This is a genomic window from Orenia metallireducens (genome assembly GCF_001693735.1).
In the GTDB taxonomy this organism is placed as follows: domain Bacteria; phylum Bacillota; class Halanaerobiia; order Halobacteroidales; family Halobacteroidaceae; genus Orenia; species Orenia metallireducens.
This window is the reverse complement of record NZ_LWDV01000006.1, coordinates 152,432-168,971: the sequence shown is the minus strand read 5'-3', so window position 1 is coordinate 168,971 and position 16,540 is coordinate 152,432. Positions and strand designations below refer to the sequence as shown.

The following is a 16,540-nucleotide window of genomic DNA, read 5'->3' as shown; positions in this document are numbered from 1 at the left end:
ATCTCCTTTTAATTAAAATTATCACTGCTTAATACGTAAATTATACTGACCCATAAACTATTAAAATATTCATGGAGACACTTTTTTGTTGTTAAGCAAATATTGATGGAAGAAATATTCACCAACTACTATTAAGATAGCAAAAAGGCTTAGAGTAAATAAGGTAGTACCAAAATTTCTAGAGATTATATCAAGAAGATAAGCAGTTAAGGCACCCATTACTCCATCACCTATAGAAGCAGTGATATTTCCAAAGTTAGGAAGGACTAACAAATCACCTAATAAATAATTTAGAGCTGTTACTAATATTGCTACTATTAAGCTCCATCCCAAGGTATTATCAGCTATAAAAGTGAATGAGATAGCAGCAAAGACAAAGGTCATAAGAAACTTAAGAATTAGTGCTTTGGTTGTAGAGTTCATCTGTTCACCTCCATTCTTAAATAGTTTCTCTGTTAATGATTTATATTATAATGTAATTTATTGGAATAAATGTACAGATGGAATTACTCACTTAACATTATTATGGAATGGAAATATTATTTTATATTTAAATTTAGATAATCATAATTAACAAAAAGTCCTAGCATTATTTTAAACTTTAGTTGCAAACTAGTATTAGGAGGTGCTCTTATGGTAGATATAAACAAGGCAGATAGAAGAGAGTCTATACCTGAGAAAGCAGAGATAAGAGAAGAGACTAATGGTGAAATTAAGGTTAATGAATCTAGAGGAGCCAGAGCCAATAATGGTAGTTTAATGGGTGAAGTATATGATAAGGCTACCCATAAGAAGGACTTTATCAGCCTTCAGGAGAATGGTGAGGGCTTTAACTTTCCTGAAGTTGAGGTTGAAGGTGAGTGGAGTAATTTCAAGGAGGATGTGGCTCAACAAGTAGGTCGTTTTAGCGACCAGGTTCTGATGGGTTCTCCAGCTGCTGAAACTGAGGATTTTGATATAGGAAGGGATGGGATTAAGGATATAGCTAAGGCTGCTGATGCAAGACTAAAAGAGAAGATGAAGGACAAGTAGATAGGAAAAATTCGGTCGGGAATTTTTCTATCACGAAGAGTCTGTAAGACTCGTAGGGAAGTATTTTAGAGAAAGCATAATTTATATGGCTAATATATGATTAAAATCAAGATGTAGTTTAAAATGAGAAAATTCGGTCGGGAATTTTTCTATCACGAAGAGTCTGTAAGACTCGTAGGGAAGTATTTTAGAGAAAGCATAATTTATATGGCTAATATATGATTAAAATCAAGATATTTGTTTAAAATATGAAAAATTTAATTGTGAATTTCTCCTATGTTTGAAGGTTAAGTAGTGGGTGTGAAGATATAAGATTTTTACACTCATTACTAATCTTCTAAATACCTACTTTAAACTATCTCTGGGATTTTGATCTCCTTCTTTTGGGGATAGATATGTATTTGACCTGTGGAGTCTATTTGTGCTAATAATACATCTTCAATTTTATCTATGCCAAAGGCCTGTAATTGCTGCTTAAGCCAACTCTCATCTTTATTAAGATAGGACCAGTTCTTCTTATTTAACTGACCATCAATAATTAAAGGGAAGCTTAATTGTGTTGGACTTGTTGCTATTGCTAAATCTGTAGGCTGTATTGGTCTAGCAGTTGATTTTGGTATAACAGATAATTTACCATTTGGTTCAACGATCGCAAATTCCACATCTGAGATATTCTGATAACCCTTGATCCTAAGTTCAGACATAAGTAGAGGGATATTCATTCTAATCTTCTTTAGATTCTTTTTTATAATCTTACCATCAGCGATAAGTAAGATAGGATTAGTATCGAGGTTGTACAAGAATTTATTTAGCGATAAGAGACCAATTATGGCTGTAGTAATAACTACTGTTATAATACCTAAGGTGGCTTTAGAAGTCACTTTATAGACCAATGGCTCTGCTGCGATATTAGCTAAGACTAAAATTGCAGCTAAATCATAGGAAGTAGTTTCAGCAAGAGATTTCTTACCAATGATTCTTATTCCAGTCCAAGTTACTATTAGCATCATAATACAACGAATAATATAAACTAATATTTCCATCTTAATCCTCCTCGTATAATATATTTAAATCATTTGTTTTAAAATTTTTAAGATAGTTATTGATTTTTAAGATAATTCTTTCTAGACTTATAATATAAGTTGGAAAAATAACTGTTCCTCCGTGCAGCTTGACTGTTTTATTTAAGGCTCTGGGACTACTCTTTTAAAGTTCTCCCACATATCTTTGGCTACTAAAGTATTAGATAGTGCTGTTGCTGTATCCTTTGCTATAACTCCACCTATAATTTGATTTAGTGTGATTTCAAAATTTGAGAACTCAGCTTCGGCAAAGTTTAACATAATCCAAGGCTTCTGCTTATCCCAACTAAATTTAATATTTATACTTAACTCCTTAGCCTTATCCCAATCTTCACTTATTATGTATCCTTCTACAAGTTGGAATTTATCCCTTAGAGAATCATCTTCAAAAACTTGATTACTTAATATAAAGTATCCAAGTAATGAAATTATAATGAATGATAGTAAGATTACATCTATTAATTTATTTCTCATAGATACCTCCTAAAAATAGCTATTATTTTAAGATGCTTCGATTTAGTTTATATAATATAGGTTATGAAGACTATATCTAGCAAATATAAATCTAGTGATATTAATATCACTAGATTTATATAATCTGTATATCTTAGCTACAATTTATTGACCTCTAAATTGAGGTTCTTCATTCTTAATAAACTCTAATCTAGAGTTTAGAGTATCTGTAATTCCTTGCTGAGATTTGGCTAAAGATTTGAACATTTGCTTAGCCTCTGGGTTTTGAGTCTCTAAAGCAAAGGTTTTTAAGTTTGCTAAGACAGATTCTGCACTTGTAATTGTCTCTTCCATTTTAGTTTTTACTGTCAATTAAATCACCTCTTAATTATAGATTTTAGTGGATTGGTTAAGTTTTTGATTTAGGTAGTATCTTAATATCTATCTTATCTAATATATTAGATTCATTAATAGTGAAATATTATTCTCCTATGGTATCCCAGCGTTGGCGCGCTTCACCTACTTCTAGTAGGGCAGAGCTTTTATTCTTAGATTTGATTGAGCTTTCTAATCTAGCTAGATTATTAGTTAAATTATTTATATCATCTTTTTCTACAAAGAACTGTATCAGTGAGACTGTTCTTCTAAAATTACTCTTTATTTCTTTAATATCTATTTGAGATTCTTTCCAATTAGCAACATCTATATTCTTCTCTAGGTTATTTAAATCTCTATTTATATCATCTGGCTTTAAGTATGGGGTTGAATTCATTAGCAGAATAAAGATAGCTAAGGTGAGTATAGGAATTAAGTAGCTAATAAATTTACTCATTAGGCTCACTCCTTAATTTGATCCAGGATAATCACTTAAGTCTATTGGTACTTCAAGGTTATTATCAGATTTAGTATCTATATATAGCTTACCAGAGGTATCTAAAGTTACTAAAACTACTTCAGAAATATTATTGATTCCGTGCTTTCTCAATTGAGAGGTTAACCAATTGTGATCAAGATTGACTTGCTTAAGATTCTGTTCAATAACTATACCATCATAAATCAGCTCTACGCTTAAACCTTTGTAATTAGTTGGAAGATTCATATCCTTAGGTGTTAAGTTTTGATATTGAGACTTCTTCAGAATCGATAATTTTCCATTTTTCTCGAGGATAGCAAATTCAACTGTAGAAGGGTTGAAAATCTTTTTATTACGTAATTGGGCTAGAAGATCATCCACCTTATATTTCATTCTAGATAAGTTGTTTTCCATTATCTTACCATTCATAATCACTATAGTTGGCTCTCCTTCAAGATATTTAGAGATTTTTCTTGATTTTAATGTACTCCATTCTAAGATAAAGCCAGTAACTGCCCAAGTAGTTAAACCAACCCATTGTGTCCAAGTACGACTGTCTAAATCAGTAGTGAGGGTAGCTGCAATAGAACCAATTACAATACCTATGATATAATCAAAGTAAGTAAGTTGGCTAATCTGGTGTTTGCCAAGGATACGAGTATAAATTAAGAGAGTAAATAAACCGATTAGCCCTCTAATAATCACTACAAGTGTTTCATTCAATTATATTCTCCTTTCTATAGATAATTTAAAGGAATAATTTTAATGAAGATAGTCAATATTTTTAGATTTAGAGGTTGTCATTAATTTTTATTATTTACATGATTTATCTTTTTTATTTCCAATTAGATAAATTAAGATAACTATTGTTAGAAAGGGGATTTCTAATAATAATACATTAATTGGAACCATATAGCCTATATGTTTAAAAACGGCTGGAATTCCACTTTGAAATAGCCCCACAGAAGTAGTAGCAATAAAGAAGGGAATAACTAATGTTCTATAATCTTTTAACTCAAATAAAGATGAGATTAATTCTAAAGATGCTAAATAAAAAATTCCAACTTCAAGAATAACTCCTGTCATCCAAGCTACAAAGATGATTGTCTCTAAACCTGTTAAAGATAGAGCACTTAAGGTATAAAAAGGAAATTTTAAGGCAGAAGTTAAATCGACACCTAATGTAGTTAAAGCACTGATAAATAGTATGACTATCATAATTTGTACCACTAAATTACCTAATAAACTTGCTCTAATAGTTCTTTTATTATCTGTAAAATATGGTTTGAATATCAGTGAGAGATTAGGAATTATTAGAAACCAATGAGCGGGTGTAAGGCTAGCTGCAATAACCATTCTTTATTCATAGATAGTAAATTTAACATTAAAATGGTGATAATTGCCATTTTCCATTAAATCACCTGTAAATATGTTAAGTTTATAATACACCTTTAGTTTTGTCTTTCCTTACTATCTTTATCCGAAGTATATAATTTTTGTTTTAAGTGGAGGTTAGGAAAGTTATTAGTTCGTTAATTTCCTCTAATATAATTTTTAATATTATTACAAAGACTAGTACAAACTTTTTAAATCTTTACTATCATAATTTCATTTTATAGTTAAATATTTAACTTAGTTATTTTCTTGACAATTGTAGGGGGTGTAGATAGATACTTGAAATCATCCCATCGGGAGAACGCTATAGAGGCGATAAGGGTTGGTTAGATGTAGATTCAGCTTCTCTTTTGCCGAATATTTTAACCCAGATAATCAGCAATTTGGTATTTAATGATGATATTGTTTAACCTGGTGAAGGCTTTGGGGTACATCCTCATCGCCAAAGTAAAGCAGAGTTTATGTTAATAGATTTAATATAGTAATGAGATAATAAATAAGAGAGTGAAATGAAAATATGGTTAAAATTCTAAAGAGATTATTTAAATCAAGAAAGGAAGATGATAAAATGTCAAAAGTATTGTATATTAAGGCAAACCCAAAAACTGAGGACGATTCTTATACCTTTAAGATGTCGGAAGCTTTTTTAGAAGAGTATAAGAAGGCTAATCCTAAAGATGAAATTACTACCTTAGATTTATATCAAGAAGATATCAAGCCTTTAACTGCAGAGATGATAGAAGAGTTATTCACCAAGGAAGATAGTGATGTTAGAAGATATGTCAAGGAGTTTGCTAGTGCCGATAAGTATATCATTGCTGCTCCAATGTGGAATTTGAGCATTCCAGCTATTTTGAAGGTATATATTGATTATTTAGTAGTAGCTGGGATTACCTTCAAATATACAGAAGAGGGTCCAGCTGGATTACTTAAAGACAAGAAGGTAACATATTTGGTAGCAAGAGGTGGTAAGTACAGCGAAGGTCCCGCCCAAGATTTTGAGATGGGAGAACGCTATCTAAGAACAATCTTAGGCTTTATGGGAATCACAGACTTTAGCACAGTTGCTACAGAACTTACTAATGTTTTACAAGGAAAAGAGTTAGAGAAGTCAGTAGCAGCTTCAATTGAAGAGGCTAAAAAGGTTGCGAAGGAGTTTTAAAGCTTGAATAAATTTATAAAAAATCATGCTTAAATAAGCATAATTTTTTGAGCTTTTGGAAAAGTAAATGGTATACCAATTGAATTTCAAATTATCATGTTAAGCACAAAATTTAGTGAATTATAAATACCTCAATAAACAGTACTAGTGTTTTTTCTGCTTGTAGTGATTTTTTGATTACTTTTTTATCTATAGAAAAAAGGTAACTCGCCGACAGGCGAAACCTGTACTAATATTCTTAAAAATTAAGAATAATAAATCCTCCCCATTCAGGAAACTATAATATTGATATCTTTAATAAAAGGAGTGTTTATATGTCTAAGCAGAAACTAAGTAAAGTAATAATAGAACAGCTAAACAAATGGGGGGTTGAACATATCTATGGCTATGCAGGGGATACCATTTTAAAGTTCTTCTCAGAGCTAAAAGATTCTCCGATTAAACTTTATACCACCAAGCATGAGAGTGCAGCAGGATTGATGGCCTCAGCTGAGTCCAAGTTAAAAGGGCAGCTATCAGTTTGTCTAGCCGATGGCGGACCAGGTAGTGTAAATATTCTCAATGGTGTTGCCGATGCTTATAGTGATAGAACACCTATGCTCTTAATCACAGGGCAGGTAGAGAGCTGGAATATGGGTACAAATTATGAACAATTTATCAAGCAGATGAATATCACCGACTCTCTGACTGTCTACTCTGCTATGGTCACTAATCCTGAATCGATAGTAGATTTAATGGTCAAGGCAATGACTAAAGCGCTAGTTGAAGGTGGGGTCAGCCATTTAATAGTTCCTATGGATATGTGGGATAAAGAGACCAACGCTCAAGCCCGTGATTATCTACCCCATTTGGATGAGGTGAGATTGCCTGATGATGAGTTGATTAACCAATCAGTAGAGCTGATAAATCAAGCTCAACGACCAGTAATATTATATGGTCGAGGTGTTAAAGGTTGTAGAGAAGAGTTATTAGAGTTTGCTAATAAGATTAATGGAGGGTTGATCAGCACCCTAGCAGCTAAAGGAATGGTTGAATATGATCAACCATTATTTTTAGGTGGTTTAGGTCATGCAGGAAATGAGAAAGCTGATAACCTATTAAAAGAGTCAGATTTAATTATTATCTTAGGAGCTACTTGGTGGCCGATGGATAGTGTACCACGAAACCCTAGAGTGATACAATTTGATGCTATAAAAGAAAATATTGGGATGAACCATCCAGTAGAAGTAGGAGTCTTAGGTGAGATAAGAAGCTCATTGGAATTATTATTAGAGAAGGTCTCTGCTAAGAATAATCAAGAGTGGAGAGAGAAGATAGAAGGTACTAGACAGCAATTAATAGATAAATTATCAACAGAATATGAGAATAATGAAGAAGGGATATGCCCTAAAGAGATTATCAAGGCGATTTCTAATAATATTGGTGAGAATGAGATTATTACCCTTGATTCTGGAGATAATGTAGTCTGGTTTGGCAAATACTTCAATAAGAGATGTGAAGAAGTTCTAATTTCAGGAAAGTGGAGGACGATGGGCTTTGCTCTACCAGCAGCATTAGCAGCTAAGATAAACTATCCTGAAAAGCCTGTTACTTGTATTATCGGTGATGGGGGAATAGGAATGGTCTTAGCTGAGCTTTTGACAGCTAGAAGATATAATCTTCCAATTAGGATAATTGTGATGAATAATGGATTATTAGCTATGGAAAGAAACAAGATGCTTTCAGCTAACTTGGAGCGGGAAGAGGTTAACTTGAGTAACCCTGATTTTATAAAATTGGCAGAGGTCTGTGGTATTAGAGGGATGAGGGCAGAGAGTGTTAAAGAGCTGGATTATATCTTAAATCAGAATCAAGATATAACAGAGACTATATTAATAGATGTAGCAACAGCAGACCCAATACCTACAGGAACTAAGCTAGAGTCAAGAAAGGTAATTGAATTAGTATAATTATAATGGATATCAAAGACCCCTGATAAGTTTCAACTTGTCAGGGGTCTTTCTATTGATATATACAATTTAGTAAAAGAGTTTATTCTATTAATTAAGTTTCAACATATAATTTGTAAATTCGTGGATGTATTTATATATTTTACAAAATCATACGAATAACAAATGAATCGTTTTCTTATTATTTACTCGTCACTACTCACGTAATAGAAGTTTTATATCTGATAAGGTATTTTTGTAACGATTTTGATGGGAAGTACATAATATAAATTGAAATTAGCAAGAAGGGAGGGGAAGAAGATGCCTCATGATGATAATTATGTATTTGTAGTTTTCTTAATCTTAATCTTATTATTGTTAGGTACTTATTAATAGGTATTTTTAATTCAATTCATTCTTTGTAATAAAACTAATATAAGGAGGTTTTATCCTAATGGGTGACTATGGATATGATGATAATGGAGCATTTGTAATATTTCTAATCTTAATCTTACTATTATTAGGTGGGGACTTCGGATATTAAGAAAACAGAGGCTTTGTCCCCTGTTTTCTATTACTAACGAAATTCCTTCTCAAAGCATAGTATAAAGTGTGATTAGAAAGAAGGAGGTAGAGAAGATGACTGATGATAACAATTATGCATTTGTAGTCTTCTTAATCTTAATTTTGTTATTGTTAGGTACTTATGAATAATCATTTTTAAATTATTTCCATCTCTATAATCAAATTGAGGAGGTTTTATCCTAATGGGTGACTATGGATATGATGAGAATGGTGCATTTGTAATCTTCTTAGTATTAATCTTATTATTATTAGGTGGAGACTTTGGATATTAAGATATAATAAAAAACAGGGGGATTCCCCTGTTTTTTTATTTTTTGTATATTTTAGGAAATTGTTATGTTGATTATCTTTAAATCTAGAGACTATAGGTTAATGGGTATGTTGCGACACTTTTACTTTTTAAAAAGTAGACAAAATTCTTAGGTTTCGTCTAAGGGCGAGTTTCTTTTGGCATTGCCCCAAAAGGAACCAAACCTACGAGTTTTACCTTTGGGGTTATAAAGCAACCCCTTCGTGGCAAGGGCAGCCCAGAACCAAAACTCTTCGTGGCAAAAGAAGCCCGGTCTAGAAAGAAATATACCTACGGGTTCATTCTTAGAACCCTTCGTGGCAAAGCCCACTCACTCAGCAATCAAAATAATAGCTATTCTCATTAATTAGGTTCTTTAATTAAATTTTTATTAAACTCTAAAGATCTAGCTCAATTCTTGCTTCGTTCAAACAGGAATTTTTTCGACTTTAAAAACCTTAACTGTCAACAGACAACTGTACACTAAAGTAAAAGTATCGTAATATCTATATAATGTATAGGTTTTTATAGCCAACTTAGAGGATAAATACATATTCTGTTGAATATATATTATAATGAAATAATTTATATAATTTTTTAATTGCTCTAGTTCTAATATCGGTGTGAAAAGTTAACTTCATTATAAAAGTGATATACTTAAAACACATCTTATTTTAAAGGTGTGTTTTTTATAATAACAATATTAAAGGCTAATCAATTATAGATATAAAGGAGGAAGATTAGATGAGAAAGACTTTTAAGATTATGTTACTATCATTACTATTAATTCTCTTTGGAGTAAATTCAATATATGCTCATCAAGTAAATCAAAAAGAGCTCTTTATTCCAAAGTTAGATTATTCCCATTTTAAATTGGACAATGGATTAGAGATTTATGTATTTGAAGACCATAAGATTCCTTTAGTCAAGTTTTCTATCTGGTATAAGGTAGGTTCAATTGATGAGCCAGAAGGGATTTCAGGGATTTCCCATCTATTAGAGCATACTATGTTCTTGGGGACAGAGGGGCTTGCCAAAGAACAGGTTCATCAGTTGATTAAATCTGTAGGTGGCAGCAATAATGCTGGAACTTATTATGATTACACCACTTATTATGAAGAGGTTCCATCGGCAAAATTAGAATTGGCAATGGCGATTGAAGCCGATAGGATGAGAAATCTGAAGGTTGATCCTGAAGAGTTTAATCGAGAAAGAGAAGTTGTCAAACAAGAGAGAAGAATGAGGGTAGAGAACAATATATTCACTTCTTCTTTAGAAAAGATACAGGCTGAAGCTTTTCAAGAGTCTTCTTTACATCATCAAATCATTGGTTGGATGGAAGATCTTGATAATATAACAGTGGAGGATATCCGAGATTACTATACTAGATATTATGCTCCAAATAATGCAGTAATGGTTGTATCAGGTGATGTTGATCCTCAAGAGGTATATACTTTAGCCAAAAAATATTATGGTAGCTATCAACCTCAAGAGATTAAGAGGCTAGAGGTTATTGAGCCTAAACAGAAAGCAGAAAGAGTTATCAGAGTAAAGAAGGTAACTCAAGTACCGATTATAGCTATGTTATATAAGATACCTGAAGGTAATCACCCTGATATAGTAGCAATTAATGCTTTACTTGATATCTTAGTCAATAACTCTACCTCTAGAGTGAAGACAGAGTTACAGAAGAAGAAGAGGATGATTTTAGACGCTGGAGGATTTACGGTGGGATTGCGTAAGCCAGGCTATGCTTTATTATATACTGTACCGATGTCAGAGGGTATGGTCTATGATGTACGATATAACTTTGATCAAGAGTTAGAGAAGTTAATAGAGCAAGGTGTTAAACAGAGTGAGCTAGAGATAGTCAAGAAGAGAGTATTAAAAGATCTGATCTTCAGTCAAAAAGATATCTCTGCTGCAGCTGATACTGTGGCAACAAGTGTTGTCCGTTATGATGATCCAACCCTATATCAGAAGAATATTCAGCGCTTAAAGAACTTAACTACCAAGGATGTTATCAGAGTAGCCCAAAAATATTTTGTAAGGGATAATAGAACTATCGGGTATATCTTACCTAAGAATTAAAGGATAGATTTAATTAGAAGGAGGTTAGTTTAGTGAAAAAGTTGATTATAGGTATAATGCTGTTACTAGTTGTCTTCCAAGTAGCTTATAGTGAAGCTGTTTTTGCAGAAGTGGAATACAATAAAGAGCTTTTTGAGAAGTTAGCAGTCAATAAGAATAAGGTTCCTCACATAGATATTCCTGAGTATAAACGGGTAAAGTATGAGAATGGTCTCATTGTTTATCTAGTAGAAGACCACCAGCTGCCTATTGTTGAGATTAAGGGTTATATCAATGGAGGAAGAAGGCAAGAAGTTAAAGAATTAGCAGGAATTAGCTCCTTTATGGTTGAGATGATGAATACTGGGACTAAGCATTTCAATGAAAAGGAATTGGCTAATTATAAGGATATCAATGGAATCGATTTTGGGTTTGGAGTAGAGAATGATTATCTCAGCTTTGGAGGTAGTGCTTTAAGTACAGATACTAAGGAGCTAATCTCTTTAATGGCAGAAATTTTCAAAAATCCAAAGTTTAATGCCAATCATTTCACTAGGGTAAAGCAGGAAGTGTATAGGAGTTTAGCTCAAGCCAAGACCCAAGAGGGTTCTTTACTGGATATGTATTTTTATAAGAACATTTATAATAACCATCCATACTCTTTTGATGATAATATTGACTTGAATATAGCTGCTCTTTCAAATATCACTCCTGAGAGTCTGCAGAGTTTTTATGACAAGAATATATCTCCTAGTAATACCATCTTTGCTGTTGTAGGTGATATAGATACTAAGAAGATGGAGAAGATGCTTCAAGAGTACTTTAATGACTGGGGTATGGTAGAGGAGGAAGAAAGACAAGACTCTACTAAAGATAAGCAGGTAAAAGAAGAAAAGGAGAGTAAGTATCAGGATATTGAAGTTGAGATTAAAAATCCATTAGTTAAGATGGAGAGGGAGAATTATGGTAAAGTCATTTTAGTCAATAAGCCTGATGCTACTCAAGCCAAAATTAAGATGGGATATAACTTCTTTGATAATAGCTTTGAGAATAGAATTGCTCTTACCATGGCTAATCGTGTCTATGGTGGAGGGGATTTTGAGAGTAGATTAATGGATAATCTCCGTACTGAGAAGGGTTTCGTTTATGGAATTTATGCAAATGACACTTATAATCAATTAGGGGGAGTCTATTATATCAGTACAGAGGTAAAGCCTGAAAATACCTATCAGGCGATAGAGGCGATTAAAGAGGAGATGACTTTGATTAAAAGTGGGGAGAAGAAGATAAAGGAAGGTGAATTATTTAAGATTATCAATCTCTATAATGCCTTTTACCCTAAATCATATAAATCTAAGTTAAATGTTATAAATAGAGTTATCTATAATGTTGAACTACAAGATAGAGATGCTGATTATATCAACAAGGTGATAGAGGAGTATAATCACCTAAGTGCCAGTAAGGCTCAAGAGGTCTTCGCTAAGTATACCTATCCTAAAAGGTTCTTGACAGTGATTGTAGGAAAGAAAGAGGATATTTTAGCTCAGTTTGAAGAACAGGGTATTAATGTAGAGGTTGTAGAGATAAAATAGGAAGAGGGATTTCACTCTTCCTATTTTATAGGTGTTAAATTATTTAGCCATCTTTAAGCTATCTTCTATAGATTTTCTGACTTTATTTATAAAGTACTCATGTACCCTTAAATCTTCAGCTAGTTCCGGGTGGAAGGAGGTAGCAAGTAGATTATCTTGCTCTACAGCTACAATCTTATTATCCAATTCTAGCAATACTTCAACATCATTAGTAACTTGATTGATATAAGGTGCTCTAATGAAGACTAGAGGAATCTCTGCATCTGAAATCTTAGGAATTAGCTTCATAGTCTTAAAGCTAGCCAATTGATTACCATAACCATTCCGTTTAACACTAATATCCATTAGATTTAAATGACTATCTTCACCATCAATCTCTTTAGCCAGTAATATCATTCCAGCACAGGTTCCCCAGATCGGTAGGCCTCTTTTGGCTAAATCTATAATTGTATCCTTCAAATCAAAGATAGTTAGTAGCTTTCCTAAAGTAGTACTCTCACCACCTGGTAGGATTAAACCATCTAAATCTACAAAATCCTCTTTTTTCTTAACACTTAAGGGGAAGACATCAGGAATTTGATTTAACACCTCAAGATGTTCAGCTACCCCACCTTGCAAAGATAAGACACCAATTTTAAGCATAGTTATACCACCCTTTTTTATTAGTTTACAGTGTACGGTTGACAGTTGATAGAAAAACAATCAAAAGATTTTTTTAGGTTCTAACTGTAAACTGAGCTCTACCATCCTCGATGAGCTAATTTTTCATTATCACCTAATGTACTGATATTAATTCCTACCATTGCTTCACCGATATTTTCTGATACTTCAGCAATAATCTTAGGGTCATCATAGTGAGCAGTAGCTTTTACGATTGCTCTAGCTCTCTTAGCAGGGTCTCCTGATTTGAAGATACCTGAACCTACAAATACACCATCACAACCTAATTGCATCATTAAGGCTGCATCAGCAGGAGTAGCCACTCCACCAGCAGCAAAGTTAACTACAGGGAGTTTACCATGGTCAGCTACATACTTAACTAAATCAAAGGGTGCTCTTAACTCTTTAGCAGCAGCCATCAATTCATGGCTATCCATAGTAGTTAATCTTCTGATTTGAGAGTTCATTGTTCTCATATGCCTCACAGCTTCGACAACATTACCTGTACCAGCTTCACCTTTGGTTCTAATCATACTGGCACCTTCACCGATACGGCGTAATGCTTCACCTAAGTTAGTAGCACCACAGACAAAAGGTACTTCAAATAAGCTCTTATCTATATGGTTATCCTCATCGGCAGGGGTCAATACTTCACTCTCATCTATGTAATCTACACCTAAAGCCTCTAAGACTTGTGCTTCTACAAAGTGTCCAATTCTTGCTTTAGCCATAACAGGGATAGAAACTGCTTCCAGAATTCCCTTAATCATTGCTGGGTCAGAAGCTCTTGCTACTCCACCTTCTTTACGGATATCAGCAGGAACTCTCTCTAATGCCATAACAGCAACTGCTCCAGCCTCCTCTGCAATTTTTGCCTCCTCTGGAGTAGTTACATCCATGATTACTCCACCCTTTAACATCTGTGCTAAGTTCTTGTTTAATCCATATCTTTCATTCATATTTATCATCTCCTTTTTAAATTCAACAGTTGTTTAGAAAGAGTAAATAGTGAGAAGCTAGGAAGAGAACTTTCTTTTCTACAAATAGCCAGCAGGACCCAAGGGGGGACTAAGAGACTAATCATTTTACTGCTTACTATTCTTTCTTCACTACTCACTGATTTTTAACTCTTTACTCTTCTTTTAATTTAATATATAATGATTGTATGGGTACAATTCCATAAAAACTGGTATTGTACCCACGAATTATTATATAATTAATTAAATTGTATTGTCAAGTGGGGTACAAAGAAAATTGATAATTTATAACTGTCAATTAAGTAAGGGGGATTATAATGATTGAATCGATACAATTAGATAAATCTTCTTCTAAACATCTTTATATCCAGTTATATATTCAGTTAAGAGGATTGATTGAAGCTGGGAAATTAAAGGAGCATACCAAGTTACCACCTATCAGAAAACTATCAAAGAGTTTAGGGGTTAATAATGTAACTATTGTAAATGCTTATAATTTATTAGAAGAAGAAAATTTGGTCTATAAGAAGGTGGGAAGTGGAACCTTTGTTTCAGCTAAAAATCTTGTTGGGGATAGAGAAGATGTTTATCTTGATGAAGAGGTATATATCGATGAGGATACAAAGTTTGTTGAAGATAGAAAAGGGGTAGAAGAGGGGGATAGGGTGATTAATTTTGCTACAGCTGCACCTACTCCTGATTTATTCCCTATTGCACCTTTTAAGAGACTCTTAAATAAAGTCTTAGATAGAGATAGGGGTTATGCCTTTGGCTATCAAAAGAGTCAAGGCTATCTACCTTTACGCCAATCAATCAGTGAGTATATTAAAAGTTACAATATAGAGAGTAAGATTGATGAGATTCAGATTGTCTCAGGTGCCCAGCAGGGGATTGATATTCTAGCTAAGACCTTTTTAGATTATGGTGATACTGTCTTTGTAGAGAGACCAACCTATCCTGGAGCAATCTCTGTCTTTAAATCTAGACGTGCTAATATTGTTGATATCCCTATGGGAGAAGATGGGATAGATATTAAAGCTTTGGAAGCTGAGTTGGCTAAGGAGAAGCCAAAATTTCTTTATTTAATGCCAAATTATCAGAATCCAACAGGGTATAGTTACTCTAAAGAGAAGAAAGAGAGGATATTGGAGCTGGCTAAAGAACATGACCTCTTAATCATAGAGGATGACTGCTTAAGTGACTTGAATTATGGTAAGAATAATAATTCATCTTTGAAATCTTTAGATACTGAAAGTAGAGTTATTTATATTAAAAGTTTCTCTAAAATCTTCATGCCAGGCTTGAGATTGGCCTTCTTAATCATTCCAGAACGATATTTTAATGATATTCTCTTATCAAAGTATATGTCAGATATCTTTACAGATGGTCTGGTGCAAAGGGTACTTGATTTATACTTTAGAGAAGAGATTTGGGAAGAGCAGATTAGTAAATTAAAGCAGACCTATCAGCAGAGATATGAGGCTATGGTGAAATCCTTACACAAATATCTGCCTCAAAGGGTCAAATTCACTACTCCAGCAGGTGGTCTTAACCTCTGGTTGGAGTTACCTGAGAGTATTTCAGGTAAAAAGTTACATCAAAAGGCTTTGAAGAAGGGAATTAATATTGCCCCTGGAGAGGTCTTTTACTATAGTCAGAAGCAGGAGAATAGAGTTAGATTGAGTATTGCAGCAGTTACCATTGAAGAGATAGAGCTAGGAATAAAGAAGTTAGCTAAGCTGATACAAACAGAGTTGGATGAAGAGAATTATCGCTGGGATAATAGTATAATGCCTTTAGTTTAAGAATTAATTTATGTATAAGTCTGAGTTTGACTGAAATAAATCAATTACTCAGACTTATATTTAGACTTAAACTTAAATATAAATCAATTCTTGAGCATTGACTATAATCTCTACTGCATCTTCTAGGTTTTCTACAGAATAATCGGCAGCTGGGTACTTACTACCTAATTTGATAGTTCTACAACCTGCTTTATTACCAGCCTCTATATCGGAGTTGCGGTCACCTACCATAAAGGAGTTTCCTAGATTGATGTCATATTTATCTGCTAATTTCATTATCATCCCTGGTTTAGGCTTACGGCACTCACATTCTGAATTGAAGTGAGGGCAATATTCTATATCATCGATATGGGCATCTTCCTCTTTTAAAGTAGCTACTAAATGCTGATGAATCTCACTTAAATCAGCCTCACTAAAGTAACCACACTCGATGCCACCTTGATTTGTAACTACAAAGACCTTGTACCCTTTTTTATTTAATCTTTTGATTGCCTTAGCAGTCCAAGGGTATAGCTCTAAATCTTCTGGTTTATTAACAGGTGAATCATAACGGTTGATAACGCCATCACGGTCTAAAAATACAGCTTTATTCAATATTATCACTCCTTTTTTCTTTCTTGTATAATATTTAGTTCTCTTCTTATTTTAATATGAGTA

The 16,540-nt window shown here is 33.3% G+C and carries 16 protein-coding genes; 6 read left to right on the top strand and 10 right to left on the bottom strand.

Features of this window, described 5'->3' with window-relative positions; all coding sequences use genetic code 11:
- Nucleotides 1-69: 69 nt before the first annotated feature.
- On the bottom strand, nt 70-423 hold the full coding sequence (locus U472_RS02110; RefSeq protein ID WP_068715042.1) for a DUF2512 family protein: 354 nt from the start codon (nt 421-423) through the stop codon (nt 70-72).
- A 210-nt stretch (nt 424-633) separates the two neighbouring features.
- Here U472_RS02110 and U472_RS02105 point away from each other — a divergent pair, with 210 nt between their 5' ends.
- Nucleotides 634-1,032: a hypothetical protein gene (locus U472_RS02105; protein ID WP_068715040.1), complete on the top strand. Its 399-nt coding sequence runs from the start codon at nt 634-636 to the stop codon at nt 1,030-1,032.
- Nucleotides 1,033-1,382: 350 nt separating this feature from the next.
- Here U472_RS02105 and U472_RS02100 read toward each other — a convergent pair whose 3' ends face one another.
- The 6 genes from U472_RS02100 to U472_RS02075 all read right to left on the bottom strand — a co-directional run bounded on the left by U472_RS02100 (nt 1,383) and on the right by U472_RS02075 (nt 4,776).
- The gene (locus U472_RS02100; RefSeq protein ID WP_068715038.1) at nt 1,383-2,075 is read right to left on the bottom strand and encodes a DUF421 domain-containing protein; all 693 of its coding nucleotides are present in this window, start codon (nt 2,073-2,075) and stop codon (nt 1,383-1,385) included.
- Nucleotides 2,076-2,216: 141 nt separating this feature from the next.
- Nucleotides 2,217-2,588 carry a DUF4363 family protein gene (locus U472_RS02095; protein ID WP_068715036.1) on the bottom strand — a complete coding sequence of 124 codons (372 nt, stop codon included), beginning with the start codon at nt 2,586-2,588 and terminating at the stop codon, nt 2,217-2,219.
- 144 nt (nt 2,589-2,732) lie between these two features.
- The gene (locus U472_RS02090; RefSeq protein ID WP_141677920.1) at nt 2,733-2,939 is read right to left on the bottom strand and encodes a DUF1657 domain-containing protein; all 207 of its coding nucleotides are present in this window, start codon (nt 2,937-2,939) and stop codon (nt 2,733-2,735) included.
- Nucleotides 2,940-3,048: 109 nt separating this feature from the next.
- On the bottom strand, nt 3,049-3,399 hold the full coding sequence (locus tag U472_RS02085) for a DUF4363 family protein (RefSeq protein WP_068715033.1): 351 nt from the start codon (nt 3,397-3,399) through the stop codon (nt 3,049-3,051).
- 12 nt (nt 3,400-3,411) lie between these two features.
- Complete coding sequence (locus tag U472_RS02080) at nt 3,412-4,143, bottom strand: YetF domain-containing protein (RefSeq protein ID WP_068715031.1); 732 nt, start codon at nt 4,141-4,143, stop codon at nt 3,412-3,414.
- 90 nt (nt 4,144-4,233) lie between these two features.
- Nucleotides 4,234-4,776 (bottom strand): GerAB/ArcD/ProY family transporter, encoded by a 543-nt coding sequence (locus tag U472_RS02075; protein ID WP_083189700.1) that lies wholly within the window; start codon nt 4,774-4,776, stop codon nt 4,234-4,236.
- A gap of 607 nt (nt 4,777-5,383) precedes the next feature.
- Here U472_RS02075 and U472_RS02070 point away from each other — a divergent pair.
- From U472_RS02070 to U472_RS02055, 4 genes are all read left to right on the top strand, one after another.
- The gene (locus U472_RS02070; protein WP_068715302.1) at nt 5,384-5,977 is read left to right on the top strand and encodes an FMN-dependent NADH-azoreductase; all 594 of its coding nucleotides are present in this window, start codon (nt 5,384-5,386) and stop codon (nt 5,975-5,977) included.
- A 314-nt stretch (nt 5,978-6,291) separates the two neighbouring features.
- Complete coding sequence (locus tag U472_RS02065; RefSeq protein ID WP_068715028.1) at nt 6,292-7,926, top strand: thiamine pyrophosphate-binding protein; 1,635 nt, start codon at nt 6,292-6,294, stop codon at nt 7,924-7,926.
- Between the two features lie 1,597 nt (nt 7,927-9,523).
- Nucleotides 9,524-10,870, top strand: coding sequence for a M16 family metallopeptidase (locus tag U472_RS02060; protein ID WP_068715026.1), 1,347 nt, complete (start codon nt 9,524-9,526; stop codon nt 10,868-10,870).
- 32 nt (nt 10,871-10,902) lie between these two features.
- A complete protein-coding gene (locus U472_RS02055; RefSeq protein ID WP_068715024.1) occupies nt 10,903-12,441 on the top strand; it encodes a M16 family metallopeptidase in 1,539 nt (512 codons plus the stop codon).
- Between the two features lie 39 nt (nt 12,442-12,480).
- On the opposite strand, the gene pdxT is transcribed toward U472_RS02055, so the two are convergent.
- Both pdxT and pdxS read right to left on the bottom strand, forming a co-directional pair.
- Nucleotides 12,481-13,083 carry a pyridoxal 5'-phosphate synthase glutaminase subunit PdxT gene (pdxT, locus tag U472_RS02050; protein WP_068715022.1) on the bottom strand — a complete coding sequence of 201 codons (603 nt, stop codon included), beginning with the start codon at nt 13,081-13,083 and terminating at the stop codon, nt 12,481-12,483.
- A gap of 98 nt (nt 13,084-13,181) precedes the next feature.
- Nucleotides 13,182-14,060 carry a pyridoxal 5'-phosphate synthase lyase subunit PdxS gene (gene pdxS, locus U472_RS02045; RefSeq protein WP_068715020.1) on the bottom strand — a complete coding sequence of 293 codons (879 nt, stop codon included), beginning with the start codon at nt 14,058-14,060 and terminating at the stop codon, nt 13,182-13,184.
- 335 nt (nt 14,061-14,395) lie between these two features.
- Between pdxS and pdxR the strand changes: the two genes are divergently transcribed.
- Nucleotides 14,396-15,883: a MocR-like pyridoxine biosynthesis transcription factor PdxR gene (gene pdxR / locus U472_RS02040; RefSeq protein ID WP_068715018.1), complete on the top strand. Its 1,488-nt coding sequence runs from the start codon at nt 14,396-14,398 to the stop codon at nt 15,881-15,883.
- Nucleotides 15,884-15,955: 72 nt separating this feature from the next.
- Here pdxR and U472_RS02035 read toward each other — a convergent pair whose 3' ends face one another.
- On the bottom strand, nt 15,956-16,477 hold the full coding sequence (locus U472_RS02035) for a D-glycero-alpha-D-manno-heptose-1,7-bisphosphate 7-phosphatase (protein ID WP_068715016.1): 522 nt from the start codon (nt 16,475-16,477) through the stop codon (nt 15,956-15,958).
- Nucleotides 16,478-16,540 lie beyond the last annotated feature (63 nt).

Excerpts from the sequence above, each read along its gene's own strand:
- U472_RS02110 (WP_068715042.1), bottom strand. The coding sequence starts at position 423 with ATGAACTCTACAACCAAAGCACTAATTCTTAAGTTTCTTATGACCTTT.
- U472_RS02105 (WP_068715040.1), top strand. The coding sequence starts at position 634 with ATGGTAGATATAAACAAGGCAGATAGAAGAGAGTCTATACCTGAGAAA.
- U472_RS02100 (WP_068715038.1), bottom strand. The coding sequence starts at position 2,075 with ATGGAAATATTAGTTTATATTATTCGTTGTATTATGATGCTAATAGTA.
- U472_RS02095 (WP_068715036.1), bottom strand. The coding sequence starts at position 2,588 with ATGAGAAATAAATTAATAGATGTAATCTTACTATCATTCATTATAATT.
- U472_RS02085 (WP_068715033.1), bottom strand. The coding sequence starts at position 3,399 with ATGAGTAAATTTATTAGCTACTTAATTCCTATACTCACCTTAGCTATC.
- U472_RS02075 (WP_083189700.1), bottom strand. The coding sequence starts at position 4,776 with ATGGTTATTGCAGCTAGCCTTACACCCGCTCATTGGTTTCTAATAATT.
- U472_RS02070 (WP_068715302.1), top strand. The coding sequence starts at position 5,384 with ATGTCAAAAGTATTGTATATTAAGGCAAACCCAAAAACTGAGGACGAT.
- U472_RS02065 (WP_068715028.1), top strand. The coding sequence starts at position 6,292 with ATGTCTAAGCAGAAACTAAGTAAAGTAATAATAGAACAGCTAAACAAA.
- U472_RS02060 (WP_068715026.1), top strand. The coding sequence starts at position 9,524 with ATGAGAAAGACTTTTAAGATTATGTTACTATCATTACTATTAATTCTC.
- pdxT (WP_068715022.1), bottom strand. The coding sequence starts at position 13,083 with ATGCTTAAAATTGGTGTCTTATCTTTGCAAGGTGGGGTAGCTGAACAT.
- pdxS (WP_068715020.1), bottom strand. The coding sequence starts at position 14,060 with ATGAATGAAAGATATGGATTAAACAAGAACTTAGCACAGATGTTAAAG.
- pdxR (WP_068715018.1), top strand. The coding sequence starts at position 14,396 with ATGATTGAATCGATACAATTAGATAAATCTTCTTCTAAACATCTTTAT.